The organism is Streptomyces sp. NPDC051913 (assembly GCF_044593635.1).
Classification (GTDB): domain Bacteria; phylum Actinomycetota; class Actinomycetes; order Streptomycetales; family Streptomycetaceae; genus Streptomyces.
Genome location: NZ_JBIUCI010000002.1, coordinates 760,164 through 784,217 on the forward strand (window position 1 = coordinate 760,164; position 24,054 = coordinate 784,217).

The 24,054-nt window shown below is 71.9% G+C and carries 30 protein-coding genes; 20 read left to right on the forward strand and 10 right to left on the reverse strand.

The genetic code is table 11. From position 1 onward, the window contains the following. The first annotated feature begins 14 nt into the window (after positions 1-14). Genes ACIHIX_RS08580 through ACIHIX_RS08625 form a run of 10 tightly spaced genes read left to right on the forward strand, consistent with a single transcriptional unit; the run spans position 15 to position 5,259 of the window. Positions 15-368, forward strand: a complete 354-nt coding sequence (locus ACIHIX_RS08580; RefSeq protein ID WP_399951697.1) for a gas vesicle protein — start codon at positions 15-17, stop codon at positions 366-368. A gap of 52 nt (positions 369-420) precedes the next feature. Next, complete coding sequence (locus tag ACIHIX_RS08585) at positions 421-852, forward strand: gas vesicle structural protein GvpA (RefSeq protein WP_399951700.1); 432 nt, start codon at positions 421-423, stop codon at positions 850-852. Beyond that, positions 849-1,619: a GvpL/GvpF family gas vesicle protein gene (locus tag ACIHIX_RS08590; RefSeq protein ID WP_399951703.1), complete on the forward strand. Its 771-nt coding sequence runs from the start codon at positions 849-851 to the stop codon at positions 1,617-1,619. The genes ACIHIX_RS08585 and ACIHIX_RS08590 overlap by 4 nt, the downstream gene beginning before the upstream one ends. 9 nt (positions 1,620-1,628) lie before the next feature. Further along, positions 1,629-1,889, forward strand: coding sequence for a gas vesicle protein GvpG (locus ACIHIX_RS08595; RefSeq protein ID WP_399951706.1), 261 nt, complete (start codon positions 1,629-1,631; stop codon positions 1,887-1,889). After that, positions 1,889-2,605, forward strand: a complete 717-nt coding sequence (locus tag ACIHIX_RS08600) for a DNA primase (protein WP_399951709.1) — start codon at positions 1,889-1,891, stop codon at positions 2,603-2,605. The genes ACIHIX_RS08595 and ACIHIX_RS08600 overlap by 1 nt, the downstream gene beginning before the upstream one ends. Continuing rightward, on the forward strand, positions 2,602-3,711 hold the full coding sequence (locus tag ACIHIX_RS08605) for an SRPBCC family protein (protein WP_399951711.1): 1,110 nt from the start codon (positions 2,602-2,604) through the stop codon (positions 3,709-3,711). Before ACIHIX_RS08600 ends, ACIHIX_RS08605 begins: the two co-directional genes overlap by 4 nt. After that, positions 3,708-4,034, forward strand: coding sequence for a gas vesicle protein (locus ACIHIX_RS08610; protein WP_399951714.1), 327 nt, complete (start codon positions 3,708-3,710; stop codon positions 4,032-4,034). The genes ACIHIX_RS08605 and ACIHIX_RS08610 overlap by 4 nt, the downstream gene beginning before the upstream one ends. Continuing rightward, positions 4,034-4,789 carry a GvpL/GvpF family gas vesicle protein gene (locus ACIHIX_RS08615; RefSeq protein WP_399951717.1) on the forward strand — a complete coding sequence of 252 codons (756 nt, stop codon included), beginning with the start codon at positions 4,034-4,036 and terminating at the stop codon, positions 4,787-4,789. Before ACIHIX_RS08610 ends, ACIHIX_RS08615 begins: the two co-directional genes overlap by 1 nt. After that, the gene (locus tag ACIHIX_RS08620; protein WP_399951720.1) at positions 4,786-4,968 is read left to right on the forward strand and encodes a gas vesicle protein; all 183 of its coding nucleotides are present in this window, start codon (positions 4,786-4,788) and stop codon (positions 4,966-4,968) included. Before ACIHIX_RS08615 ends, ACIHIX_RS08620 begins: the two co-directional genes overlap by 4 nt. Before the next feature lie 6 nt (positions 4,969-4,974). Next, positions 4,975-5,259, forward strand: coding sequence for a gas vesicle protein K (locus tag ACIHIX_RS08625; protein WP_059195289.1), 285 nt, complete (start codon positions 4,975-4,977; stop codon positions 5,257-5,259). Position 5,260: 1 nt separating this feature from the next. Here the strand turns inward: ACIHIX_RS08625 and ACIHIX_RS08630 are convergent, their stop codons facing one another. The 3 genes from ACIHIX_RS08630 to ACIHIX_RS08640 all read right to left on the reverse strand — a co-directional run bounded on the left by ACIHIX_RS08630 (position 5,261) and on the right by ACIHIX_RS08640 (position 7,900). Further along, positions 5,261-5,431: a hydrophobic protein gene (locus ACIHIX_RS08630; RefSeq protein WP_329332836.1), complete on the reverse strand. Its 171-nt coding sequence runs from the start codon at positions 5,429-5,431 to the stop codon at positions 5,261-5,263. A gap of 42 nt (positions 5,432-5,473) precedes the next feature. Beyond that, the gene (locus tag ACIHIX_RS08635; RefSeq protein ID WP_399951724.1) at positions 5,474-6,295 is read right to left on the reverse strand and encodes a class I SAM-dependent methyltransferase; all 822 of its coding nucleotides are present in this window, start codon (positions 6,293-6,295) and stop codon (positions 5,474-5,476) included. Positions 6,296-6,406: 111 nt separating this feature from the next. Then, positions 6,407-7,900 (reverse strand): bifunctional phosphatase PAP2/diacylglycerol kinase family protein, encoded by a 1,494-nt coding sequence (locus ACIHIX_RS08640; RefSeq protein WP_399951727.1) that lies wholly within the window; start codon positions 7,898-7,900, stop codon positions 6,407-6,409. A gap of 67 nt (positions 7,901-7,967) precedes the next feature. Here ACIHIX_RS08640 and ACIHIX_RS08645 point away from each other — a divergent pair, with 67 nt between their 5' ends. Together ACIHIX_RS08645 and ACIHIX_RS08650 are read left to right on the forward strand one after the other, a co-directional pair. Further along, positions 7,968-8,633, forward strand: coding sequence for a histidine phosphatase family protein (locus ACIHIX_RS08645; RefSeq protein WP_399951730.1), 666 nt, complete (start codon positions 7,968-7,970; stop codon positions 8,631-8,633). Between the two features lie 73 nt (positions 8,634-8,706). Further along, positions 8,707-10,326 (forward strand): ABC-F family ATP-binding cassette domain-containing protein, encoded by a 1,620-nt coding sequence (locus ACIHIX_RS08650; protein WP_399951733.1) that lies wholly within the window; start codon positions 8,707-8,709, stop codon positions 10,324-10,326. Positions 10,327-10,344: 18 nt separating this feature from the next. On the opposite strand, the gene ACIHIX_RS08655 is transcribed toward ACIHIX_RS08650, so the two are convergent. Beyond that, positions 10,345-11,451 (reverse strand): Vms1/Ankzf1 family peptidyl-tRNA hydrolase, encoded by a 1,107-nt coding sequence (locus ACIHIX_RS08655; RefSeq protein WP_399951736.1) that lies wholly within the window; start codon positions 11,449-11,451, stop codon positions 10,345-10,347. 77 nt (positions 11,452-11,528) lie between these two features. On the opposite strand from ACIHIX_RS08655, the gene ACIHIX_RS08660 reads away from it, so the two are divergent. Next, the gene (locus ACIHIX_RS08660) at positions 11,529-11,807 is read left to right on the forward strand and encodes a DUF6158 family protein (protein WP_399951739.1); all 279 of its coding nucleotides are present in this window, start codon (positions 11,529-11,531) and stop codon (positions 11,805-11,807) included. Positions 11,808-11,837: 30 nt separating this feature from the next. On the opposite strand, the gene ACIHIX_RS08665 is transcribed toward ACIHIX_RS08660, so the two are convergent. Genes ACIHIX_RS08665 through ACIHIX_RS08685 form a run of 5 tightly spaced genes read right to left on the reverse strand, consistent with a single transcriptional unit; the run spans position 11,838 to position 15,928 of the window. Next, a complete protein-coding gene (locus ACIHIX_RS08665; RefSeq protein WP_399951742.1) occupies positions 11,838-13,934 on the reverse strand; it encodes a catalase in 2,097 nt (698 codons plus the stop codon). Next, complete coding sequence (locus tag ACIHIX_RS08670; protein WP_399951745.1) at positions 13,931-14,476, reverse strand: type 1 glutamine amidotransferase domain-containing protein; 546 nt, start codon at positions 14,474-14,476, stop codon at positions 13,931-13,933. The genes ACIHIX_RS08665 and ACIHIX_RS08670 overlap by 4 nt, the downstream gene beginning before the upstream one ends. Then, a complete protein-coding gene (locus tag ACIHIX_RS08675; protein WP_399951748.1) occupies positions 14,458-15,099 on the reverse strand; it encodes a diguanylate cyclase in 642 nt (213 codons plus the stop codon). Before ACIHIX_RS08675 ends, ACIHIX_RS08670 begins: the two co-directional genes overlap by 19 nt. Continuing rightward, positions 15,096-15,545 carry a CBS domain-containing protein gene (locus ACIHIX_RS08680; RefSeq protein WP_399951750.1) on the reverse strand — a complete coding sequence of 150 codons (450 nt, stop codon included), beginning with the start codon at positions 15,543-15,545 and terminating at the stop codon, positions 15,096-15,098. Before ACIHIX_RS08680 ends, ACIHIX_RS08675 begins: the two co-directional genes overlap by 4 nt. Positions 15,546-15,547: 2 nt before the next feature. After that, entirely contained in the window at positions 15,548-15,928 is a 381-nt protein-coding gene (locus ACIHIX_RS08685) for a DUF2795 domain-containing protein (RefSeq protein WP_399951753.1), read from the reverse strand. A gap of 134 nt (positions 15,929-16,062) precedes the next feature. Between ACIHIX_RS08685 and ACIHIX_RS08690 the strand changes: the two genes are divergently transcribed. Together ACIHIX_RS08690 and ACIHIX_RS08695 are read left to right on the forward strand one after the other, a co-directional pair. Beyond that, on the forward strand, positions 16,063-16,203 hold the full coding sequence (locus ACIHIX_RS08690; protein WP_399951756.1) for a hypothetical protein: 141 nt from the start codon (positions 16,063-16,065) through the stop codon (positions 16,201-16,203). A 119-nt stretch (positions 16,204-16,322) separates the two neighbouring features. Next, positions 16,323-17,306, forward strand: a complete 984-nt coding sequence (locus ACIHIX_RS08695; RefSeq protein WP_399951758.1) for an ABC transporter substrate-binding protein — start codon at positions 16,323-16,325, stop codon at positions 17,304-17,306. 21 nt (positions 17,307-17,327) lie between these two features. Here the strand turns inward: ACIHIX_RS08695 and ACIHIX_RS08700 are convergent, their stop codons facing one another. After that, positions 17,328-19,121, reverse strand: a complete 1,794-nt coding sequence (locus tag ACIHIX_RS08700; protein WP_399951760.1) for a thiamine pyrophosphate-requiring protein — start codon at positions 19,119-19,121, stop codon at positions 17,328-17,330. A 239-nt stretch (positions 19,122-19,360) separates the two neighbouring features. On the opposite strand from ACIHIX_RS08700, the gene ACIHIX_RS08705 reads away from it, so the two are divergent. From ACIHIX_RS08705 to ACIHIX_RS08725, 5 genes are all read left to right on the forward strand, one after another. Beyond that, positions 19,361-20,155, forward strand: a complete 795-nt coding sequence (locus ACIHIX_RS08705) for an RNA polymerase sigma factor SigF (RefSeq protein ID WP_399951762.1) — start codon at positions 19,361-19,363, stop codon at positions 20,153-20,155. A gap of 146 nt (positions 20,156-20,301) precedes the next feature. After that, positions 20,302-20,922 (forward strand): hypothetical protein, encoded by a 621-nt coding sequence (locus ACIHIX_RS08710; protein ID WP_399951764.1) that lies wholly within the window; start codon positions 20,302-20,304, stop codon positions 20,920-20,922. Positions 20,923-21,083: 161 nt separating this feature from the next. After that, positions 21,084-22,331, forward strand: a complete 1,248-nt coding sequence (locus tag ACIHIX_RS08715) for an aminotransferase class I/II-fold pyridoxal phosphate-dependent enzyme (RefSeq protein WP_399951766.1) — start codon at positions 21,084-21,086, stop codon at positions 22,329-22,331. Next, complete coding sequence (locus ACIHIX_RS08720) at positions 22,328-23,473, forward strand: MBL fold metallo-hydrolase (RefSeq protein ID WP_399951768.1); 1,146 nt, start codon at positions 22,328-22,330, stop codon at positions 23,471-23,473. Before ACIHIX_RS08715 ends, ACIHIX_RS08720 begins: the two co-directional genes overlap by 4 nt. An 18-nt stretch (positions 23,474-23,491) precedes the next feature. Next, positions 23,492-23,914, forward strand: a complete 423-nt coding sequence (locus ACIHIX_RS08725; protein ID WP_399951771.1) for an ankyrin repeat domain-containing protein — start codon at positions 23,492-23,494, stop codon at positions 23,912-23,914. Positions 23,915-24,054: the final 140 nt, after the last annotated feature.

The window sequence follows — 24,054 nt, forward strand, 5'->3', positions numbered from 1 at the left end:
AGCGGGAGGTGGCCATGTCGAACACAAAAAACACATCAGACACCCAGAATTCACAACAAAACCCCAAGCGGGCGGAAAGCGACACGGCGGATGACCGGCCGAGCCCCATGCAGGTGCTGCGCGAGGCGCGCACCCAGCTCGCGGAGCTGACCGGCATGGCCGCCGAGACGGTGTCGTCCTTCGAGCAGACGGAGGACGGCTGGTCGCTGGAGATCGAGGTCCTCGAACTCGCCCGCGTGCCCGACACGATGAGCCTGATGGCGAGCTACCAGGTCGACCTCGACCCGGACGGGCAGCTCACCGGCTACCGGCGCGTCCGCCGCTACGAACGCGGGCGTTCCGACGCACACAGGCCGGGCGGCAGGTAGGCCGCCGTCCCGGTCCTCCATCCGAAACGGCAGAGAAGGAGGCGCGGTCGGCATGACCGTTGTCCCGGCACAGCAGAGCGGCGGCGGAGGTGGCTCCAGTGGCCTCTACGACGTTCTGGAACTAGTCCTCGACAGGGGTCTCGTCATCGACGCGTTCGTGCGGGTCTCCCTGGTCGGTATCGAGATCCTCAAGATCGACGTCCGGGTCGTGGTGGCCAGCGTGGACACCTACCTGCGCTTCGCCGAGGCGTGCAACCGCCTCGACCTCGAAGCCGGGCCGCGCAAGAACCCCGGCCTTCCCGACCTCGTCGGCGAGATCACCGAGTCCGGTGCCCGCGGCAAGTCCAAGGGCGCACTGTCCGGCGCCGCACAGACCATCTCCGACGCGTTCAAGCAGGCGCGCGAGGAGGGCGAGAGCGAGCCGCAGCAGCGGCCGCGCGCCCGTAAGTCGACGGCCTCCCGCAGGAAGGAGGAGCAGGAGTGAGTACGTATGTGTACGGCATCATCGACGGCTCCCGGTCCTCGCTGCCCGAGGACATGGGTGGCGTCGGCGACCCGCAGCTGCCCGTGCGCATCCTGAAGGAGGGCGGCCTGGCGGCCGTCGTCAGCGACGCGCCCGAGGGCCTGCGGCCCAAGCGCAAGGACCTGCTGGCCCACCAGAACGTGCTCGCCGAGGCCGGCGCGGGCGGCTGTGTGCTGCCCATGCGGTTCGGCAGCGTGGCACCTGACGACGAGACCGTCACCAGCGTGCTCGCCGAGCGGGCCGAGCACTACCGGGAACGCCTGCAGGCCCTGGACGGCAAGGTCGAGTACAACGTCAAGGCCACCCATGACGAGGAGGCCGTGCTGCACCGCGTGATGGCCGAGAATCCCGAGCTGCGGTCCCTGACCGAGGCCAACCGGCAGGCGGGCGGCGGCAGTTACGAGGAGAAGCTGCGGCTCGGCGAGATGGTGGTCGCCGCCGTCAAGGCCCGCGAGGCCGAGGACGCCGCCGAGGTGCAGCAGGGCTTGGAGACGAGCGCCGCGGCGGTCAGCGCCGGGCCCGACTCCAGCGGCTGGATCGCCAATGTGTCGTTCCTGGTGGAGCGCGACGCGGCCGAGACGTTCCTCGCCTCGGTCGACCAGGTCCGCAAGAGCCATCCCCACCTCGAACTGCGCGTCAACGGTCCGCTGCCGCCGTACAGCTTCGTCGAGCCCGGCCCCGCCGAGCCCGCCGGCAGTACGGCCGGCGCCGAGAGTTCCGGGGAGTGAGGTGAGGACGTGGGCCTCATCGGAGAAGTGCTCCTGCTGCCGTTCGCGCCCGTGCGCGGCAGCGCCTGGGTCGTCAGACAGGTGCTGAGCGAGGCGGAGCGCATCTACTACGACCCGGCCACCGTCCGGGCCGAACTCGCCCGGCTGGAAGAGCGGTTGGAGGCGGGCGAGATCGACGAGGAGGAGTTCGACCGGCAGGAGGACGAGCTCCTCGACCGGCTGGAGACGGGCCTGAACCCAGGCGCGGGAACCGACGACTGGACGAGTTGATGAACCGAGTGGGACTGGGCCTCGCGATAGGGGCCGGGTACGTCCTCGGGCGTACCAAGAAGCTGAAGATGGCCGTCGCCGTCGGCACGCTGGTCGCGGGCAAACGCATGCAGCTGAGCCCGCGGGCAATCGCCGACCTGGTCTCCGGGCAGCTGCGGAACAACCCGCAGTTCAAGGAGATCGGCGACCAGCTGCGGCAGGACCTGCGCGGCGTCGGCAAGGCTGCCTCCGGTGCCATGGTCGAGCGCCAGATCGACGCCCTCGCGGGCCGTCTGCACGGCCGCACCGCCGAGGTGCGCGACCAGATAGCGGGCGTCGTGCCGGACACCTCGGACCTCGGCTTCGACAGCGACGAGGAGTCCGACGAGTACGACGACGAGGACAGGGAGAACGACGAGGCCAGGGACGACGAGAACGGCGACGACGAGGCCAGGGGCGACGACGGGAACGACGACGAGCCCGAGGCCGAGCGTGCGGAGTCCGGACCGCCCCGGAAGAAGGCGCCGGCCAAGAAGACCGCCGCGAAGAAGACCGCGGCCAAGACGGCGCCTGCGAAGAAGAGCGCCCAGAAGGCTCCCGCCAAGAAGACCGCGGCGAAGAAGACCGCGGCGAAGAAGACATCCGCGAGGAAGACGGCGGCCAAGAAGACCGCCGGCGCGGGCGGTGCCGCCCGCGGTGCCCGCTCGCGCGTGTCGAAGGGAGGCGGTGACCGATGACCGACACCGTCGGATCCGCGGGCTCCGCCGCGCGCGGCGCCACCAAGGCGAGCCCGCTCGGCGGGGTCGCCCAGAGTGAGGCCGTCGACCGGCTCAAGTCCGAGGTGCAGGAATACCTCGCCGCCCAGGCCCAGCGCCTGCTGATCGGCGCCGGGCGCAAGCTGGGCGAGACCACCGTGAAACTGAACGACATCGCCGAGGGCAACAGCCCCGGCTTCACCAAGCTCGCCCTGGACGGCGGTCGCAAGCTCGCCGAGGGCAAGGGCCCGCTGCGCTCCGCCCTGGAGGTGGGCGCCTCCCGCGCCAAGGAGAACGTCATGGGCGCACTCAAGAGCCTGGGGGGCGGCAAGGGCGGCCGCAAGGGCGGCTCGGGCAAGAAGCCCACCGTGATCATGGAGCACGTCGACGTCGGCGTCCCCCTGCGCACGGCCTACGACCAGTGGACGCAGTTCCAGGACTTCTCCACCTTCGCCAAGGGCGTGAAGAGCGCGAACCGCGCCGACGACACGACCTCCGACTGGCAGCTGAAGGTCTTCTGGTCCAACCGCAGCTGGAAGGCGCACACCACCGAGCAGATCCCCGACGACCGCATCGCCTGGACGTCGGAGGGCGCCAAGGGCACCACGAAGGGCGTCGTCTCCTTCCACGAGCTCGCCGAGAGCCTGACCCGTGTGCTGCTGGTCATCGAGTACTACCCGACGGGCCTGTTCGAGAAGACCGGCAACATCTGGCGCGCCCAGGGCCGCCGGGCCCGCCTCGACCTCAAGAACTACGTCCGCTTCGTCACCCTCAAGGGCGAGGCCGAGGACGGCTGGCGCGGCGAGATCCGCGACGGAGAGGTCGTCCGCAGCCACGAGGACGCGGTGGCCGAGGAGGAGGGCCAGGAGCCCGAGGAGGCGTACGAGGACGAGGAAGAGGAAGCTGAGGAGGAGGGCCCCGACGCCGAGGAGGACGGCAGGGAGGAGGAGCCCGAGGACGAGTACGAGGAGGAAGAGGAGGAGGCGGAGGAAGAGCCGGAGGACGGCTACGAGGACGAGGCCGAGGACGAGGCCGAACCCGCGGAGGACGAGGAGTACGAGTACGCCGAGGGCGGGAGCCGTCGATGACGACCGCCGGCCGACTGCCCGAGCCCTATGGCCGTGACGGCGGCGCGAACCTCGCCGACATCCTGGAGCGGGTGCTCGACAAGGGCATCGTCATCGCCGGCGACATTCGGATCAACCTGCTCGACATCGAACTCCTGACCATCAAGCTGCGGCTCATCGTCGCCTCCGTCGACAAGGCGAAGGAGATGGGCATCGACTGGTGGGAGGACGACCCCGCGTTGTCCTCCGGCGCCCGTCGCAAGGAACTCGCCCGGGAGAACGCCGAGTTGCGCGAGCGGATCGCGCAACTCGAGCCCGGGCGGGCTCAGGAGAAGGAGGCCTGATGACCGGACTGCGGTATGTGTACGCCGTCTGCCGCCCCTTCGGTACGCCGTTGCAGGCCCAGTTGACGGGCGTGGCCGGTGATCCGCCCAGACTGCTCGCCCACCACGGCCTCGTCGCCGTCGTCAGCCATGTGCCGGAGCGGGACTTCGCGGAGGAGCCGCTCCGCTCCCGTCTGGAGGACCTGGACTGGCTGACGGCGACGGCCCGGGCCCACCAGGGCGTGATCGACGCCCTCACCGTCGTCACCACCCCGCTGCCGCTCCGGCTCGCCACCGTCTTCCGCGACGACAGCGGCGTCCGCACCATGCTCCAGGCCAGGGAAGCCGACTTCCGGCGCACCCTCGACCGGCTGGAGGGGCGCGTGGAATGGGGGGTCAAGCTGTACGCCGACACCCCCGCCGCGGAGCCCGCGGCACCGGCCCCCAAGGCGGCGACGGGCCGGGACTATCTGCGGCAGCGCCGGGCCGGGGTGCGCGCGCACGAGGAGCAGTGGCAGCGGGCCGAGGAATTCGCCAACCGGCTGCACGAAACCCTGTCCGCCGTCGCCGAGGATTCCCGGCTGCATCCCCCGCAGAACGCGACCCTCTCCGGCGCCGCGGGTCGCAACGTACTGAATGCCGCCTATCTGGTGCCGCGGTCCAGGTCCGAGGAATTCGTGGAACTCGTCGACCGGACGAAGGACGAGACAACTGATTTCCGCGTGGAACTCACCGGCCCATGGGCCGCCTATTCCTTTGCGGGGGAGAAACCTTGACCGTCGTCGAACGCCGAGAGGTCGCCCTGGTGGACCTCCTCGACCGGCTGCTGGCCGGCGGGGTCGTCATCACGGGCGACATCACCCTGCGCATCGCGGACGTCGACCTCGTCCGCATCGACCTCAACGCCCTGATCAGCTCGGTGAACGAGAACGTTCCCGCACCGTGGGGAGAGTGAGTCGACGTGACCCGTGCCCGCAACCGGCTCGACCTCGAACCGGACACCGTCGAACGCGACCTCGTCAAACTCGTACTGACCGTCGTCGAGCTGCTGCGCCAGCTCATGGAGCGCCAGGCGCTGCGCCGCTTCGACGACGGCGGACTGACCGAGGAGCAGGAGGAACGCATCGGGCTCACCCTGATGCTGCTGGACGAGCGCATGACCGAGCTGCGTGAGCGCTACGGACTGCGGCCCGAGGACCTGAATCTGGACCTCGGGCCGCTGGGACCGTTGCTGCCCCGGGACTGACTCACCACCTGTACCAGCGGCCCCGGCCTCCGCCTGCGGTTGTGCCCCGCATCAGGAATCCCAGCAGCCAGAGAACCAGCACCGCGAGCGCAATCCACCAGAGAATCTTCACCGCGAATCCGGCACCGAACAGAATCAGTACCAGAAGCAGTACCAGAAGGATGGCAACCATAATGTGAACCTCCTGAATTCCGGGTTTCCCGGAATTGGAGATTCAGGCGCCCTTTCTGCACAGAATTTCCCCGTGCAGCACACTGAACCAGCCGTCCTCCTGCCGGCCCCACTCCCGCCAGGCGTCCGCGATCGCCCGCAGCTGTTCCGGCGTCGCGTGGCCGCCCGCGACGGCCCGGTCCGCGTACGCGGACGCCACGGTGCGGTCCGCCCACAGGCCGCTCCACCACGCCCGCTCCTCGGCGGTCGCGTAGGTCCAGGTGCCCGAGGTCGCCGTGATGTCCGTCAGACCGGCCCGCAGCGCCCATGACTTCAGTCGGCGCCCGGCGTCCGGCTCACCGCCGTTGGCGCGGGCCACCCGCTGGTACAGGTCCTGCCAGTCGTCCATGCCCGGGGACGCCGGGTACCAGGTCATGGCCGCGTAGTCCGAGTCGCGGACCGCGATGAACCCGCCCGGCCTGGTCACCCGCTTCATCTCGCGCAGCGCCTGCACCGGGTCGCCGACGTGTTGCAGCACCTGGTGGGCGTGGACCACGCAGAACGTGTCGTCCGGCCAGTCCAGTGCGTGTACGTCGGCGACCGCGAAGTCCACGTTGGTCAGACCGCGTCCGGCGGCCGTGGCGCGGGCCTGGTCCAGGATCCCGGCAGCGTGGTCGGCGCCGGTGACATGGCCGTCGGGGACCAGCTCCGCCAGGTCGGCGGTGATCGTGCCCGGGCCGCAGCCGATGTCCAGGACCTTCATGTGGGGCTTCAGCGAACCGAGCAGATACGCCGCGGAGTTGGCGGCGGTGCGCCAGGTGTGCGAGCGCAGCACCGACTCGTGGTGCCCGTGCGTGTAGACGGCGGTCTCCTGCGGTTTCGACATGGCTGAACTCCCCTGTTCCGGCCTGCTTCCGAGGCTTCCTCGGTATGCGTCACCGTACGCGCGCATGTCGGATGATGAGACCCGCGTTTTACTATGTGGACTGACGGATGATCAGGCCCCGGCCAGGGGGCGGTACACCGTGAGCGCCTCGGGGAGCTTCTCCAGCGTCACCTCGCCCGCCACCTCGGTGACCTCGCCGTCGTAGGCGAGGAGGGTGCCCGGGGCCATGCCCGCCAGGCGCAGTCGGCCCACCTGGACGGCCGCGTGGGCGGGGGACCGGGTCAGCGGTCCGGCGAGGGCGGCGGCCAGCAGCCGGGTGGCGGGACGTCGGCCGCCGTGCACGACCCGGACGTCGAGCCGGCCGTCCGCGAGGTCGAGCCGGCGGCCCGGGGCCAGGCCCACCCGGTGATAGGTGCCGTTGCCGACGAACAGCAGCCACAGCGGGCGGGCCCGGCCGCGGAACTCGACCTCCAGCGGATGCCCGTCGGTGCGCAGCACCCGCAGCGCCGCGAGCACCCCGGCCGGCCAGCCGCCGATCCGGCGCGACCAGCGGTCCCGCACTCGCACCAGCTCCGGATACACGCCCAGACTGCACGTGTTGAGAAAGATGCCCCTTGTCCCGCCGCAGTCGAATCGGCCCACGTCCACCCGTACCGCCTCGCCCTGCGTAACGGCCCGGATCACCGCCCTGACGTCCTCCACGCCCAGGTCATGGGCGAAATGGTTCAGGGTGCCGCCGGGCAGTACCGCCAGGGGCAGATCATGGCGCAGGGCGACCTCGGCGGCGGCGTTCACCGTGCCGTCGCCGCCGCACACGCCGAGCACGCGCGCGTGGGCGGCCGCCTTCTCCAACTCGCCCCGGATGTCCTGCGGTCGGCATTCGACCAGCTCGGCCCGCGGCAGCGCGTTCTGCAGGGCGCGCACTCGGTCAGAGGTGCCCGCGGCGCTGTTCGCCACGACCACCAGGCCCTCGCCCTCGGGCAGCGCCGGCACCTCGGCGCGTGGCCGGGGCGGTGTGCCGATCTGGGCGCGGGTCGGCACCATGCCCCGTACGGCGAACGCGGCGCCCGCCCCCAGCAGGGCGCCGGCCAGCACATCGCTCGGGAAGTGGGCACCGGTGTAGACCCGGGACAGCGCCACCGACCAGGCGATCGGCCCCACCGCCGCGCCCCAGGCCGGCGACTCCAGGGCGACGCCCGTCGCGAACGCGGCGGCCGAGGCGGAGTGCCCGGACGGGAACGACGTGGTGATGGGCTGCCGCTTCAGCTGCCGCACCAGCGGCACCGGGTCGAGGACCGGCCGCGGACGCCGTACCGACCGCTTGCCCAGGGTGTTGACCGTCAGCGAGGCCAGGGCCAGCGAGGCGAGACCGCGGGCGGCGGCCCGACGGGCCCGCGGGGTGCGGCTCGCCGCCATCGCGGCGGCCGTCGCGAACCACAGCACACCGTGGTTCGCGCTCCGGCTCAGCCGCGGCAGCACCGGTTCGGCCAGCGGCCAGTTCCGCTCGGCGGCGAACTCGAAGAGGCGGCAGTCGAGGGCCAGCAGGGCGTCGCGCACGGCGTGCCGACCGGGCTTCGGGGCGGTGAGGTCCACGTCAGGCGTCATGCCGTGGCGGGTACCCTGAAGTGGCCGTTTCTTGTCCGGGGCGGTCACCACACCGGAGGCTCACCGCATGCGACTGCTCCTCGTCCGCCACGGCCAGACCCCGTCCAACGTCGACTTCCTGCTCGACACGGCGGTACCCGGGCCGGGACTGACCTCCCTCGGTGAACGACAGGCGGCGGCCCTGCCCGCGGCGCTCGCCGACGAGGACATCGAGGCCCTCTACGCCTCCACCCTCGTCCGCACCCAGCTCACCGCGGCCCCGCTGGCCGCCGCCCGCGGCCTCGACGTCCTAGTCCGAGACGGCATCCGGGAGATCGCCGCCGGGGACCTGGAGATGCTGGACGGCCACTCGCAGGCCGGGCACACCTACATGGAGACGATCTTCGCCTGGTCGGCCGGAGACATCGCACGGCGCATGCCGGGCGGCGAGAGCGGCGCCGAGGCCCTCGCCCGGTACGACGCGGTGATCGCCGAGGCCGCCGGCAGCGGGGCCGCGACCGTCGCCCTGGTCAGCCACGGCGCCGCGATCCGCATGTGGACCTCGGCCCGCGCCGACAACGTGGACGTCGCCTTCGCCGCCGCCCGCCCTCTCGACAACACCGGCGTGGTCATCCTGGAGGGCTCCCCCTCCGACGGCTGGAAGGCCCTGACCTGGGCGGGCGCCGTCGTGGGCGGCACCGGCCCGGCCGACGAGGGCGGACCCGCGGGCAGGCCCCTCGACGAGGTCGAGTAGCCGGCCGGCGATCTGCGGCGAGGTCCGATAACGGTTTGCCCGGCGCGCGCCCCGACCCGCACAATGCGGCCTCATGGGACATCTGGAAGCCGCGCACCTCGAGTACTACCTCCCTGACGGGAGGGCGTTGCTCGGCGACGTGTCCTTCCGGGTGGGCGAAGGGGCCGCCATGGCCCTCGTCGGACCCAACGGCGCCGGCAAGACCACCCTGCTCCGCCTGATCTCCGGCGAGCTGAAGCCGCACGGCGGGACCGTCACCGTCACCGGCGGCCTCGGTGTGATGCGCCAGTTCGTGGGCTCCGTACGCGACGAGACGACCGTACGGGACCTGCTCGTGTCGGTGTCCTCGCCACGGATCCAGGAAGTCGCGAAGGCCGTCGACCGGGCCGAGCACGCGATCATGACCGTCGACGACGAGGCCGCGCAGATGCAGTACGCGCAGGCCCTCTCCGACTGGGCCGAGGCGCACGGGTACGAGGCCGAGACACTGTGGGACATGTGCACCACGGCCGCGCTCGGGGTGCCCTACGACAAGGCGCAGTTCCGGGAGGTGCGCACCCTCTCCGGCGGCGAGCAGAAGCGGCTGGTCCTGGAGGCGCTCCTCCGCGGCACCGACGAGGTGCTCCTGCTCGACGAGCCGGACAACTACCTCGACGTGCCCGGCAAGCGCTGGCTGGAGGAGCGGCTGAAGGAGACCCGCAAGACGGTCCTGTTCGTCTCCCACGACCGGGAGCTGCTCTCCCGCGCGGCCGAGAAGATCGTGTCGGTCGAGCCGTCACCCGCGGGCGCCGACGCCTGGGTGCACGGCGGCGGGTTCGCCACGTACCACGAGGCCCGGCGTGAACGCTTCGCCCGCTTCGAGGAGTTGCGCCGCCGCTGGGACGAGAAGCACGCCCAGCTGAAGAAGCTGGTGCTGAACCTCCGTCAGGCGGCCTCCATCAGCCATGAGTTGTCCTCCCGCTACCAGGCCGCCCAGACCAGGCTGCGCAAGTTCGAGGAGGCCGGGCCGCCGCCCGAGCCGCCGCGCGAGCAGGACATCAAGATGCGGATCAAGGGCGGCCGTACCGGCGTACGGGCCGTCACCTGCGCGGGACTCGAACTGACCGGGCTGATGAAACCCTTCGACCTGGAGGTCTTCTACGGCGAGCGGGTCGCCGTCCTCGGCTCCAACGGTTCCGGCAAGTCGCACTTCCTGCGGCTGCTGGCCGGCGAGACCGTGGCCCACACGGGCGCGTGGAAACTCGGGGCGCGGGTCGTGCCCGGGCACTTCGCCCAGACGCACGCGCACCCCGAGCTGATGGGCCGCGCGCTCCTCGACATCCTGTGGGCCGAGCACTCCCAGGACCGGGGCGCGGCGATGTCGAGGCTGCGCCGCTACGAGCTCACCCAGCAGGCCGAGCAGACGTTCGACCGCCTCTCAGGCGGCCAGCAGGCCCGCTTCCAGATCCTCCTGCTGGAGCTCCAGGGCGTCACGGCCCTGCTCCTCGACGAGCCCACGGACAACCTCGACCTGGAGTCCGCCGAGGCCCTCCAGGAGGGCCTGGAGGCCTTCGACGGCACGGTTCTCGCGGTCACCCACGACCGCTGGTTCGCCCGCTCCTTCGACCGCTACCTGGTCTTCGGCAGCGACGGCCGGGTCCGCGAGACACCGGAGCCGGTGTGGGACGAGCGGCGGGTGGAGCGGGTGCGCTGACCCGTCGGCCCGGCGCCGTCACTTCCAGCGCAGCAGCGCGCCCAGGCCGCCGGGCAGCACCCCGTCGCCCGGCTCGGTGAGTGTGCGCGCCGTGGCGTCGGTCGTGGCCGCCGCCCGGATCAGGGCGTCGTCCGCGCGGGCCGCCCACGAGTTCTGCTCGCCGAGGATCTTCAGCTCCGTACGGCGCACCGCCAGCTGGTCGGCGTCCTCGCCGACCCAGACGTCGCGGTGCAGATCGGGACCGTCCGGGCGGACCAGGAGCTCCGCCATCCGGTGCTCACGGGCCGCCTCCACCAGCTCGGGAAGGCTCTCCACGGCCCGGACGCGGCCCTCCTCGTCCGGGGTGCGGGCGCCGAGGAAGCGCTCCAGCTCCGCGTCGGCGCGCCGCCGCACATGATCGGCCCTGACCTGCTCGACGTCGTCGTCCAGGAGCCGGCTGCCGCTGCCGTGCTCCGTCTGCGCCACGAGGTCCTTGATCCGCCGCGGCAGCCGCTGGTGCACGTCACGCCGCTCGCGCGGATCGCCGACCAGGACCAGCAGGTCGGCGCCGGTCTCCTCCTGGCAGACGGTGAGCGCGTCGGCGATCTCCGCGGCGTTGTGCTCCCAGGTGTTCTCCACCTTCAGCTGGAAGTGCCGCTCCGACCAGTCGGCGCTGCTCGTGCGGTGCACCGGCCACTGCCGGCCCGCCACGGCGCCGGCCGGCCGCCGCTCCAGCGCGCCGCGCAGCTCGAAGTCGGCACCCCTGCGGTTGACGTAGGCGACGACACACACCGGGTTCTCCCCGGCCAGGTCGAGCAGCGGTGTCGTACGTGGCAGCGGCGCCCAGAGGGCCCGGCTGCCGCCCGGTGGGGTGTGGGCCAGTACGGGGTCCAGGACCACTGCGCCCGCCCGGGCGAAGAGGGCCCTGCCGTACCGGTCGGGAGAGTGGCGCAGATCCTCGATCGCGCTCTCCACCGCCCGGCAGGTGGCGTCGTCCGCGCCCTGCCCGGCCAGCTCGCGCGCCATCGCGGCGGCCGTCAGATGCAGCGCGTGGGCGGTGTCCTCCGCGTGCCGGGACGTGTCGACGTATACGGAGGCCCAGGGGCCCGGATGTTCGTAGAGTGGGTGCAGATAGGCGAGATCCATGGTTCTCTCCCGGATTCCGCTCGGAAGCAGTGCTCAGTAGTGCTCAGTAGTGCTTAACGGGCGGGTACCCGAACCCCATGAACGAACACGAAGAGTGGGACACCGCCATGACCGGAGTCGACCCCAGCCGCCTGGACGACCAGCAGCTCATGAAAGAGCTGGAGACCATCCACCGCACGCGCCACGACACCCTGCTGTACGGCTCCAGCGACGCGCTGCGCGCCCACAACGGACGGATGGCCGAGCTGGAGGGCGAGTACCTGCGCCGCAATCCCCAGCGCCCGGTCGCCGCGGGACGCACCCGGGCTGGCGCCCGGGAGCGGGGACACGGGGCCCCGGAGAAGCCCCGCGTCTGACGTGCCCACGGCCACGAGCCCGCACAGCTTCTAGTGGCGGGCCGGTGGCCGGTCCCAGTGGCGGTGGACGGCGACGGCGGTGACGAAGGCCCGCAGGAACTCCTCGCTCGCCGGGCCGGGGGAGGTGTCCGTGACGACACCGTGGTCGGCGACCACCTGGTGGAACTCGGTCGACAGCCGTACGCCCTCCGGCTCCAGGGCCGTCACCACCCCGACGCCCGAGCCGAGCGCGCCCACCGGCTTGCCGTGCCGGTAGGCGTCCCGCACGAAGCGCATCGCGTCCTGGTCGGAGACCGTCGGCGGGGTGCCCACCGGACCGCCGGGCAGCAGCACCGCGTCGTAGAGCACGGAGGCGACGGTCGGCAGCGCGCGGTCGACCTCGTAGCTCTCTCCGTCGGCACCGGTGACCTTGCCGCCCCGCGGGGCCAGCGCCTCGACGATCGCCCCCTCCGCGGTCAGCGCCTCCTTCACGGACGTCACCTGCTCGCCGTCCACGCCGTCGGCCACCAGGACCGCGATCTGCCGGGTGCGGATCGAGCCGTCGCCGCGCAGCGACTCCAGGCTCAGCGCGGGGGAGTGCGCCTTGTGCGGGCCCGCCTCCGCGGGGGCCGGCTCCGGCACTCCGACGCCCTGGGCCACCGCCGCCGCCAACTCGCCGTCGACATGCGCCAGTTGCTCGACCGTACGGGCCCGCACGCTCATCGCGTCGACCTTGCCGAGCTCGAAGCGGAAGGCGTCCACGATGTGCTGCCGCTCCCAGGGCGTCATGCTGTGCCAGAACAGGGCGGGCTGACTGTAGTGGTCCTGGAAACTCGGGCTGCGGCGACGGATCTTGGCGCCGTCGACGCGCTCCGCGTAGTGCGTGTACGCGTGACCGTCGACGCCCGCGTGCGCCGGGCAGCCGCCGCCGAGGGAGTTCGGGGAGTAGTTCGTCCCGCTGTGGATCCTGCTCTGCCCGTACCCGTCCCGCTGGTTCGTCCGCACGGGGGCCACCGGCCGGTTCACCGGCAGCTGCGCGAAGTTGGGACCGCCGAGCCGGATCAACTGGGTGTCCAGATAGGAGAAGTTGCGCGCCTGGAGCAGCGGATCGTTGGTGAAGTCGATACCGGGGACCACGTTGGCCGTGTGGAAGGCCACCTGCTCGGTCTCGGCGAAGAAATTCTCCGGATTGCGGTCCAGCACCATCCGGCCGATCGGCCGCACCGGCACCTGCTCCTCGGGGATCAGCTTCGTGGCGTCGAGCAGATCGAAGTCGAAGGCGAACTCGTCGTCCTCCGGCACCAGTTGGACGCCCAGTTCCCACTCCGGGTACTCGCCCGCCTCGATCGCGTCCCACAGGTCACCCCGGTTGAAGTCCGGGTTGCGGCCCTGGCACTCCTGCGCCTCGTCCCACACCAGCGAGTGCGCGCCGAGCTTCGGCGTCCAGTGGAACTTCACGAACGTGCCGCGCCCCTCCGCGTTCACGAACCGGAAGGTGTGCACACCGAACCCCTGCATCATGCGGTAGCTGCGCGGGATCGCCCGGTCCGACATCAGCCACATGATCGCGTGCAGCGTCTCCGGCTGGAGGGACACGAAGTCCCACAGGGTGTCGTGCGCGGACGCGCCCGTGGGGATGTCGTTGTGCGGCTCCGGCTTCACCGCGTGCACGAAGTCGGGGAACTTGATGCCGTCCTGGATGAAGAAGACCGGGAAGTTGTTGCCGACCAGGTCGTAGTTGCCCTCGGACGTATAGAACTTGGTGGCGAAGCCGCGCACGTCCCGCACGGTGTCCGCGGAGCCCTTCGGGCCCTGCACGGTCGAGAACCGCACGAAGACGGGTGTGCGCACGGCCGGGTCCTGGAGGAAGGCCGCGCGGGTGAACTCCGCGCAGGACTCGTACGGTTCGAAGTACCCGTACGCGCCCGCGCCCCGCGCGTGCACCACCCGCTCGGGGATCCGTTCGTGGTCGAAGCGGGTGAGCTTCTCCCGGAAGTGGAAGTCCTCCATCAGGGTCGGGCCGCGCTCCCCGGCGGCGAGCGAGTCGTCCGTGTGGTCGACCTCCACGCCCTGGTCGGTGGTGAGCGGTCCGGCGCTCGGGTCGTCCGCCCGGAAGCTGTCGCGCTGCTGCTGCTTGCGGTCCGTCATCGGCCCGCCTCCCTCGCAAAGACGTCCAGGAAGGTCTCGCAGAACGCCTTCAGGTCGTCCGGCTTACGGCTGGTGACCAGCTTGTTCGGGCCGTGGTCGCACACCTTGACCTGCTCGTCGACCCACCTGCCGCCCGCGTTCTGGACATCGGTGCGCAGACTCGGCCAGGAGGTCAGCACCCGGCCGCGGACCACGTCCGCCTCGATCAGGGTCCACGGGGCGTGGCAGATCGCCGCGACCGGCCGGCCCTGGTCGAAGAAGGCCCGCACGAAGCCGACCGCCTTCTCGTCGGTCCGCAGGAAGTCCGGGTTGGCGACCCCGCCCGGCAGCACCAGCCCGTCGAAGGAGTCGGCGGACGTCTCGCCCACGACCTCCTGCACGGGGAAGGTGTCCGCCTTGTCGAGGTGGTCGAACGCCTGGATCTTTCCTGGCTCGGTCGACACCAGCACGGGTTCGTGTCCCGCGTCCACGGCGGCCTTCCACGGGTCGGTGAGCTCGATCTGCTCGACGCCCTCGGGGGCGGTCAGGAATGCGATGCGCATGATGTCTCGACCTCCTTCTTGCTTGTCTTCGCGGCGCGCCCGCAGCGCAGGAGCTCCTCCGCGTACGGCAACAGCACACAGGCGCCGATGGCGGCCGTGATGCCCGCGAGGTAGCCGCGGGACAGCTGCGGCCGGCGCGGCACCAGCCGCCAGGCGTCCGGATCACCCCGCCCGCCGCGCAGCAGGGACCTCACCTGGTCGGAGTGCAGGCACATCAGGGAGGCCAGCGCACCGAACGGCAGCGACTCCAGGAAGCTGTGGATGTGCTGCTCGACCGGCTTGACCTCGCGCCCGCTGTGCACGGCCGTCCGTACGTCCCACAGCGCCGTCGCCTCGTGCACCGCGGCGCCGCCCAACTGGACTGCGAGCAGCGCCGGGTTGACCCGGTAGCGCAGGGTGGCCGCGATCGGGATGCCGATCTCGGCCATCATCAACGCGTGGATCACCGACTCCTTGATGCCGGCGGTGTCCTCGATGCGGGTGCGGCGGTGCATGACCCAGTCGGCGAGCCCCGGCACGAACCAGCTGGGCAGCAGGCCGTACAGCAGATAGCGGGTGGTGGCCTCGCCGACGTCCACGGTGGGGCCGGAGGTGCTGATCCGGGTGGCCTGGTCGCGGCTCATAGGCCGCCCCGGCCGTAGTTGCCCGGCCTGCTGTCCGGCTCGGCGCGGCTGATGCCGGCCAGCACCGAATCGGGGTCCTCCACCTCGGCCAGATCGCCCAGGCTCACCATGCCGACCGGCATCCCGTCCTCGACGACGGGCAGCCGGCGCACCGCATGCGCCCGCATCAGCGCCGCGGCGGCCACCACCGGGTCGTCCGGGGCGACCACCACCGGATGCGCACTGCACACGGAGCCGGCGCTCGTGGAAAGCGGATCGGCTCCCTCGGCGACCGCCCGCACGGTGATGTCACGGTCGGTGAGCATCCCGACGACCTCCTGGCCGTCGGCCACCACCACATCGCCGATGTCCTGCGCCCGCATCAGCTGCGCCGCCTCCACGAGCGAGGCGTCGGGGCGCACCGCGACCACGCCCGGCGTCATGACCTCCCGTACCAGCTCGGCCATGGCTACTCCCGCTCCCCCACCAGCGCCTCGGCCAGTTCCTGGACGGTTCCGTAGCGCCGCTCGGGCGGGAGCTGTTCCACCGCCTCCACCAGGGTGTCCGGCGCGTAGGCGCGGCGCAGGGTGCCGGCCAGATGGCGCGGGGGCGCGGGGAACGCGCTGCGGGTCAGATGCCGGGCCAGTTCGTGCCGGACCGTGCCCAGGGACGCCCCGGAGCCGCCCGGAGTCACCGGTCCGCCCGCGAGCCGGGGATCGTCGTCGGCGGTCGGCTCGGGGTCGTGCCACTCCTCGGCGCGGGTGGGGTGCCCGGACCGGAGCAGTCCCTGGAGCTCGTGCTTCATCTCGTCGTCGCGGTGGCGGCTCAGCCGGTCGCTGCCTCGCTGCATGGCAATCTCTCCAGATCCTCGGGGTGGGCACGGCACCGCGTACCCGAGCACGAGCCACCGACACGGGGGTTTGCCTTCCGGATGCGCGGAGACCCGGCCGACGCCCCCCACGCGATCCCGGGGAGGGAACCGCCATGGCGATGCTCGCCGTGCTCATCCCGCTCCTCATGCTCGGCGTGGTGCTGGCACTGGGCCGCTACGAGGAGCTGCTGCTGCCCGAGAAGCGGAACGAGGTGACGGAGCTGGTACCGCTCACCCAGCCACGGAAGAGCTGAACTCCGCCGGTTCACATCGGTCCAGGGGCCTGACACGGCCAAGGTGGGCCTGTAGATTGCGGGCGTCAAGAATCTGCGCACCATTGGTGGTTCGACCGTCCGAGTCTCCAGGGGGGCCCATGCAACGGCGGCGCACACTCGGACTGGCCACGGCAGCGGCGATGGTCGCCGTCGCCGTCGCCGGCTGCGGTTCCTCCGACTCGGGCAACGGCGGAGCCCCGCCCGCGAGCGGGGGCGAGGCGACGCAGGTGACGGTGGGCATCATCCCGATCATCGACGTGGCACCCCTGTATCTCGGGCAGAAGAAGGGATTCTTCGCCGACCGGGGCATCGAGCTGAAGATGGTGACCGCCCAGGGCGGCGCCGCGATCATCCCTGGTGTGGTGAGCGGGCAGTTCCAGTTCGGGTTCAGCAACACCACGTCGCTGATGATCGCCCAGACCAAGGGTGTCCCCATCAAGTCCGTGGTCAACGGCGCCGCCTCCAACGGCAAGGTGGGCGCCGACGTCACCGGTGTCCTCGTCAGGAAGGACAGCCCCATCAAGTTGGCGAAGGACCTGGCCGGGCACACGGTCGCGGTCAACACGCTCCAGAACATCGGCAGTACGACGGTCCGCGAGTCCGTGCGCAAGGCCGGCGGCGACGCCGCGAAGGTCAAGTTCGTCGAGATCCCCTTCGACCAGATGCCCGCCGCCCTCGACGGCGGACGCGTCGACGCCGCCTGGATGGGCGACCCGGCGAAGTCCCTCGCCGAACAGCAGGGCGCGCGGATCGTGGCGTCACCGTTCGCCGAGACGGACCCCAGGCTGACCGTGGCGACGTACTTCACCTCCACCCAGATCGCCCAGCGCGACCCCGAGTTGGTGAAGAAGTTCACCGACGCGATGACCGAGTCCCTGACCTACGCCTCCCGACACCCGGACGAGGCACGGCAGATCCTCACGACGTACACCAAGATCGGGTCGGATCTGCTGGACACGCTCACCCTGCCCGCCTGGCCCGCCGAGGTCGACACGGCCTCCCTGGAGAAGCTGGCCTCCCTCGGCGAACGGGACGGCCTCTTCGGCGACAAGAAGCCGGACATCCAGGCGCTGTTCAAGTAGCCCGGAGAACCCGGCGGACGCTCACTTCTTGTCCCGCCCCGGCAGGAACTCCTGGACCTTCGCCTTCAGCCCCTGCTTGATCATCGAGCCGCGGTCCGCGTCGCCCTTGAGGATCGACGCGGCCGTGGCCTCCATCTGGTCCCAGGTGGCGTGCGGCGGGATCGGCGGTACGGCCGGGTCGGTGAGGAACTCGATCACCGCGGGCCCGTCCGCCTCAAGACCGGCGCGCCAGCCCGCCTCGACGTCCTCGGGCTTCTCCACCCGGATGCCGGTCAGACCGAGCGAACGGGCGAACGCGGCGTACTGGACGTCCGGGAGCTCCTGCGAGGGCAGGAAGGACGGGGCGCCCTCCATGGCCCGCATCTCCCACGTCACCTGGTTGAGGTCGTGGTTGTTCCACACCGCGACCACCAGCCGCGGGTCCTCCCACAGATCCTTGTACTTCGCCGCCGTGATCAACTCCGCCATCCCGTTCATCTGCATCGCCCCGTCCCCGACCAGCGCGATCGCCGGCCGGTCCGGATGCGCGAACTTCGCACCGATCGCGTACGGCACTCCGCAGCCCATCGTGGCCAGCGTGCCGGACAGTGATCCACGCATACCGGGTCGCATCGTCAGATGGCGGGCGTACCAGTTGGCCGCCGAGCCCGAGTCCGAGGACACGATCGCGTTCGCGGGCAGCAGCGGGTCCAGGGCGGCGGCCACGTACTCCGGGTTGATCGGGTCGGCCGACTGCTCCGCCCGCCGTCCCATCACCTCGCGCCAGCGCCGTACGTTGTCGCACACCGTGTCGTGCCACTCACGCCCACGGTTCCCGTCGATCATCGGGATCAGCCGCTCCAGCGTCGCCTTCGCGTCGCCGACGAGATTCACCTCGTACGGATAACGCATCCCGACCATGTGCGGGTCGATGTCGATCTGCACCCCGCGCGCCTTGCCGAACTCCGGCATGAACTGTGTGTAGGGGAACGACGATCCGATGGTCAGCAGGGTGTCGCAGTCCCGCATCAGCTCGTACGACGGACGCGTGCCCAGCAGGCCGATCGAGCCGGTGACGTAAGGGAGTTCGTCGCTCAGCGCGTCCTTGCCGAGGAGCGCCTTGGCGACGCCCGCGCCGAGCAGCTCGGCGATCCGCTCCACCTCCGCACGCGCCCCCGCCGCGCCCTGACCCACCAGAAGGGCCACCTTGTCACCGGAGTTGAGGATCTCGGCGGCCCGGTTCAGGGACTCCTCGGACGGCACCGACGTCCACGAACTGAGGTCCAGGCTCGACGGCACCATCTTGAACTCGTGCGTGGGCGGCGAGTAGTCGAGCTCCTGCACATCGCCCGGCACGATGATCGCCGTGGGGGAGCGGCGGGCGTACGCGGTGCGCAGCGCCCGGTCCAGGACGTTCGGCAACTGCTCGGGGACCGTCACCGTCTCCACGAAGTCCGAGGCGACGTCCTTGAACAGGGTGTGCAGGTCGACCTCCTGCTGATACGAGCCGCCCATCGCGGTGCGGTGCGTCTGGCCGACGATCGCCAGCACGGGCACATGGTCCAGCTTGGCGTCGTACAGACCGTTGAGGAGATGGATCGCGCCGGGCCCGGACGTCGCCGCGCACACACCGACGCGGCCGCTGAACTTGGCGTAACCGACCGCCTCGAACGCCGACATCTCCTCGTGCCGCGACTGCACGAACCGCGGCTGGTTCTCGGCCCGGCCCCATGCGGCGAGCAGGCCGTTGATGCCGTCGCCGGGATAGCCGAACACCTGCTCCACACCCCATTCACGCAGGCGCTGCAGGATGTGATCGGAGACCTTGGTGCTCATGGAGAAACCTCCCGGACGTCGGAAATGCACAGGCAGCGCCTTCCGAGTCACCCCGCGGGCCCCGGGAAAACCTGTGCCCGGGTTTGCGGGCGGGGGCCGGGGGCAGGCGCACTGTCAGTGCTTCGGACAGGAGGCACGTCCGTGGGAGCGGCCTCGCGCCGCCACGGCTGTGCCTGTCCGGCCGGCCTCCCACGGTGACCGTGCATCCCAGCGCACCACCAAGGGAGTTGCGACGCATCATGTCCACGCGTACGAGCGCGAAGCACCACCCGCACGACGACGCCCCCGACACCGCGGCCGCCTTCCGCCGACTGGCCGGGCTGCCCGAGGGGCCCGAGCGCGAGACCCTGCGCGGAGAGATCATCGAGGCCTGGCTGCCCATGGCCGACCGGCTCGCGGGACGGTTCCGCAGCCGCGGCGAGAGCCTCGACGACCTGCGCCAGGTGGCGGCCCTCGGCCTGGTCAAGGCCGTCGACCGCTACGACCCCGAGCTCGGCAACGCCTTCGAGAGCTACGCCGTGCCCACCATCACCGGCGAGATCAAACGGCACTTCCGCGACCACATGTGGACGCTGCACGTGCCCCGCCGGGTTCAGGACCTGCGGAACCGGGTCCGGTTCGCGAGCCAGGACCTCTCCCAGACCATCCCCGGCCGCCGCCCCACCGTCGCGGAGATCGCCGAGCACGCCCGGATGAGCGAGGAGGACGTGCTGGTCGGCCTGGAGGCGCTGGAGAGCTTCACCGCGCTGTCGCTGGACGCGGAGCTGCCCGGCTGCGAGGACGGCTACTCGCTGAGTGACGCGCTGGGGTCCACGGACCCGGCGCTGGAGACGGTGGTGGACCGGGAGTCGGTCGCACCCCGACTCGCCGCGCTGCCCGAGCGGGAGCGGGCGATCTTGTACATGCGGTTCTTCCGGGACATGACGCAGAGTCGGATCGCCGAACAGCTGGGGATCTCGCAGATGCATGTGTCGCGGCTGATCAGCCGGTGTTGCGGAAAGGTGCGGGAGCAGGTGCTGAGGGACGCCGCGTGAGGACGGGGCTGTGGGTTCGCCCCTGAGGGCGTTTCACCCGCTCGGCGTCAAACTGTCCTGCAAACGGGGCCTCGGCGCGCGCGTCCTTCGCGGGTGCGGGCTGTGATGGGTCCAGTGACCTGTCCGCGGTCTAAGGAGTTCCGTTCATGCGCCGCACCGCCCGTGCCCTGTCCGTCGTCGTTCTGGCGGGCGCCGCCTTCGGCGGTGTCGTGCCGGTCGCCTTCGCGGACCCCGCGGCCGAGGTCAGTCCAGGCAGCGCGCAACCTGGCGGCAGTGTCACCGTGTCCGTCTCCTGCGATCCGGGCGGCGCCGACGCGGCCGCCACCATCGAGGCCACCTCGCAGGCGTTCGACGAGGGAACCGTGCTGTTGCAGCGGGTGACCGGGAACGACGGCGCCGCGACAGGTCCCGCCTATCGGGGGACCGCGCGGCTCGCGTCCGCGGGGGACTACGAGGACGACTCGGCGTGGACCGTGGACGGGACGTGTCCCGGGGCGGCCGGGGCGCAGGGCAAGCCGTGGAGCGCGACCTTCGACGTGACAGGCGGCAGCGGTGGCCGGCAGAGCTGCACCGAACCCCGTGTCGAACCCCGCGTCGAACCGTGCCCCAGCACCAGCGCGCCGGTCCAGCGAGGCGTGCACGCCGGTGCCGGCGGGGCCTTCACCGACTCCGTACCCGCGCTGGTCGCGGGCGGTGTGCTCATCGCGGGCGCGCTCGGCGGCGCCGTGTACCGGGTGCGGCGCCGGTCACCCCGCGCGCAGTCCTGACGCGGCCGCCCGCCGCCGTGTGACCGGCGCAACGCGAGCGGCCCCCTATCGGCACCCGCCACCCTGGGTACGCAGAGCGTGGGGCGCACGCCCCCGCCGTAGCCGGCGAAGGACCGGACACCCGACGGCCCCGCGACACAGCAGCTCACCCGGAGGTACGGATGCGGCGCACGGACCCCGAAGGCCACGGGCCGGTCCGCTACGGGCCGCCGCTGCCGGACGACGGGTTGCCGGTACTGCCCGAGCTGTCGGAGGTGCTCGCCGCGGCGGCGGCCAGGGGCGGCAGCGAACCCGTCGGCGGCGGCGCGGCCCTCGCGGACGCCGCGCGCGGCTACTGGGCCCGGCGTGGACTGTCCGCCGGGCCCGAGCGTGTCGTGGCCGCCCCCGGCGCCCCCTCCCTGCTGCTCGCGCTCACCGCGGCCGTCGGCGGCGACGTCCTGGTGCCGCGGCCGTGCGCGGCTTGGTGGGCGCCGTACGCGCGCCTGTTGGGAAGACCCGTGTTCCACGTGGCGACACCGGCGGAGGGCGGCGGGGTCCCGGACCCGTACGCCCTGCTGGAGACCGTGCGCCGGGTGCGCGACGAGGGCGGTGACCCGCGACTTCTCGTGCTGTCCGTGGCCGACGACCCGACCGCCACCGTCGCGCCGCCCGAGATGCTGCACGAGGCCGTGGAGGCCGCCGCGGGCGAGGGCCTGCACCTGGTCAGCGACGAGACCTGGCGCGACACCGTGCACGCCCCGCACGACACCATGTGGCTCAGTCCGGCCGAGATGCTGCCCGAGCGCGTCACCGTCGTCACCGACCTGGCCGGTGCCCTGCTCCCACCGGGCTGGCCCGCCGCGATCGCCCGCTTCCCCGAGGGGGACGTCGGCGACGGCCTCCGCGCGCGTGTCCTCGACGTGCTGACCGCGCTGGGCGCCCGCGTGGCCGCCCCCGTCGCCGCCGCGGCCTGCTACGCGCTCGCCGAACCCGAGCCGGTGGCCGACCGTCTCGCCGCCGCCGTACGCCTGCACGCGCGCGTCGCCGCCGCCGCGCACACCGCCGTCGTCTCGGCCGGCGCCCTGGCCCGGCCCCCGCAGGCCGGCCGCCACCTCTACGCCGACCTCGGCCCCCTGCGCACCGCCCTCGGCGCGCACGGCGTCGGCGACGCACAGGACCTGGAGGAGTTCCTCACCGCCCGGCTCGGCATGCCGGCCCCCGGCGGCCACCGCTTCGGCGACGACCTGGGCGCCCTCAGGGTCCGGCTGTCGACCGGCGCGCTGCTCGCCGGGACGGACGAGGAACTCGAGGAATGCCTCAGTTCGACCACACCGTTGGAACTGCCACACGTGCACCGTGCGTTGATCACTTTGCAGTCGGTTTTCGACGATCTCCGCGACGACGCTCAGCGATGGGAGCCTCCTCGATGACGCAGCAGTCCACGAGTACGGCCGGTTCGAGCACAGCCGATCCGCGCAGGCCCGGTTCGAGCACGAGCACCCGGGAGACCGACGATCCGGCCACCGCGTCACCCCTCGCGGCACCGTTCGCCCCGCCCTTCCCGCCACTCGCCGAACCCCGCCCCCTGGGCGAGCGCCGGGTCTGGCCGCGCACCTTCCACGACCGGCTCACCGCCCCCCTGCCCGGCCTCAAGGCCATGGCCCGCTTCGCCCGCGAGGGCTCCGTACGGCCCGGCCGCGAGGGTCTCGCCGACATCCCCCGGCTGCCCTTCGAGCCGGGGCCGCTGCCCCGCGTCGACGCCCGCACCATCGCCGTCTCCTGGGCGGGCCACGCCAGTTGGGTGGTGCGGATCGGCGGCCTGACCGTCCTCACCGACCCCGTCTGGTCCCGACGCATCCTCGGCACCCCGGCCAGGATCACCCCGGTCGGCATCGCCTGGAGCGCGCTGCCGCGGGTCGACGCCGTCGTCATCAGCCACAACCACTACGACCATCTGGACGCCCCCACCCTGCGCCGACTCCCGCGCGACACCCCGGTGTTCGTCCCCGCGGGCCTCGCCGCCTGGTTCAGGCGCCGCCGGTTCACCCAGGTCACCGAGCTCGACTGGTGGGAGGCGGCCGAACTGAAGGGCGTCCGCTTCGACTTCGTCCCCGCCCACCACTGGTCCAAGCGCACCCTCACCGACACCTGCCGCAGCCTGTGGGGCGGCTGGATCCTCACGGCCGCGGACGGCGGGCGCGTGCACTTCGCCGGAGACACCGGTTACGGTCACTGGTTCTCCCGCATCGGCCGGCGCTACCCCGGCATCGACCTGACCCTCCTGCCCATCGGCGCCTACGACCCCCGCTGGTGGCTCAGCGACGTCCACTGCGATCCGGAGGAGGCGGTCCGGGCGGCCCAGGACCTGGGGGCGCGACGGATGGCCCCCATGCACTGGGGCACGTTCGTCCTGTCGGCGGAGCCGGTACTGGAGCCGCTCACCCGGGTGCGGGCCGCCTGGGAGAAGGCGGGACTCGAACGAGCGGACCTGTGGGACCTGCCGGTGGGCGGGTCCAGGGTCCTGGGCCGCACCCCGACGAGCCGCAATTCGGTGGCCGCTCCGCCCTCATGATCGCTAGCGTCGCCCACCATGAACCGACGGCGACGCAAGAAGCTCACCCACCAGCTCTTCGCGGCGACTCTGGCGGGCGACGCCGTCCGCGTGCGGGCGCTGCTGAAGCGGGGAGCGGACCCGGAGCGACCGTACGACGACGGCGCCACACCGCTCTACCTGGCGTCGGTGCAGGGGGAGGCCGAGGTCGCGCGCGTGCTCCTGCGGGCCGGAGCCCGCCCCGACACGGAGAGCGAGGGCGACGGCTCGCAGGGCACGCCGCTCTGCGCCGCCGCCTGCTGGGGCCACACCGAGGCCGTACGGGAACTGCTGGCGCACGGCGCCGACCCGAACCTCCGTGAGGACCACGGAACCGGCTGGTCCCCCTTGCAGTGGGCGGACAACGGCCGCCACCCCGCCACCGCCGAACTGCTCATCACGGCCGGAGCGAACCGCGGTTAGGGCCTGTCCGGCGGATCAGGTCGCAGGGAAGCGCGGCGCCTCATTGACGTCGGTGAGCGGGGCTTGGGGCGTCCGGCTGCAAGGCGGAGGAGGGCGGCGACGCGGAGCGTCGGCAACCGACGACAACGCCGCAGGTGGGC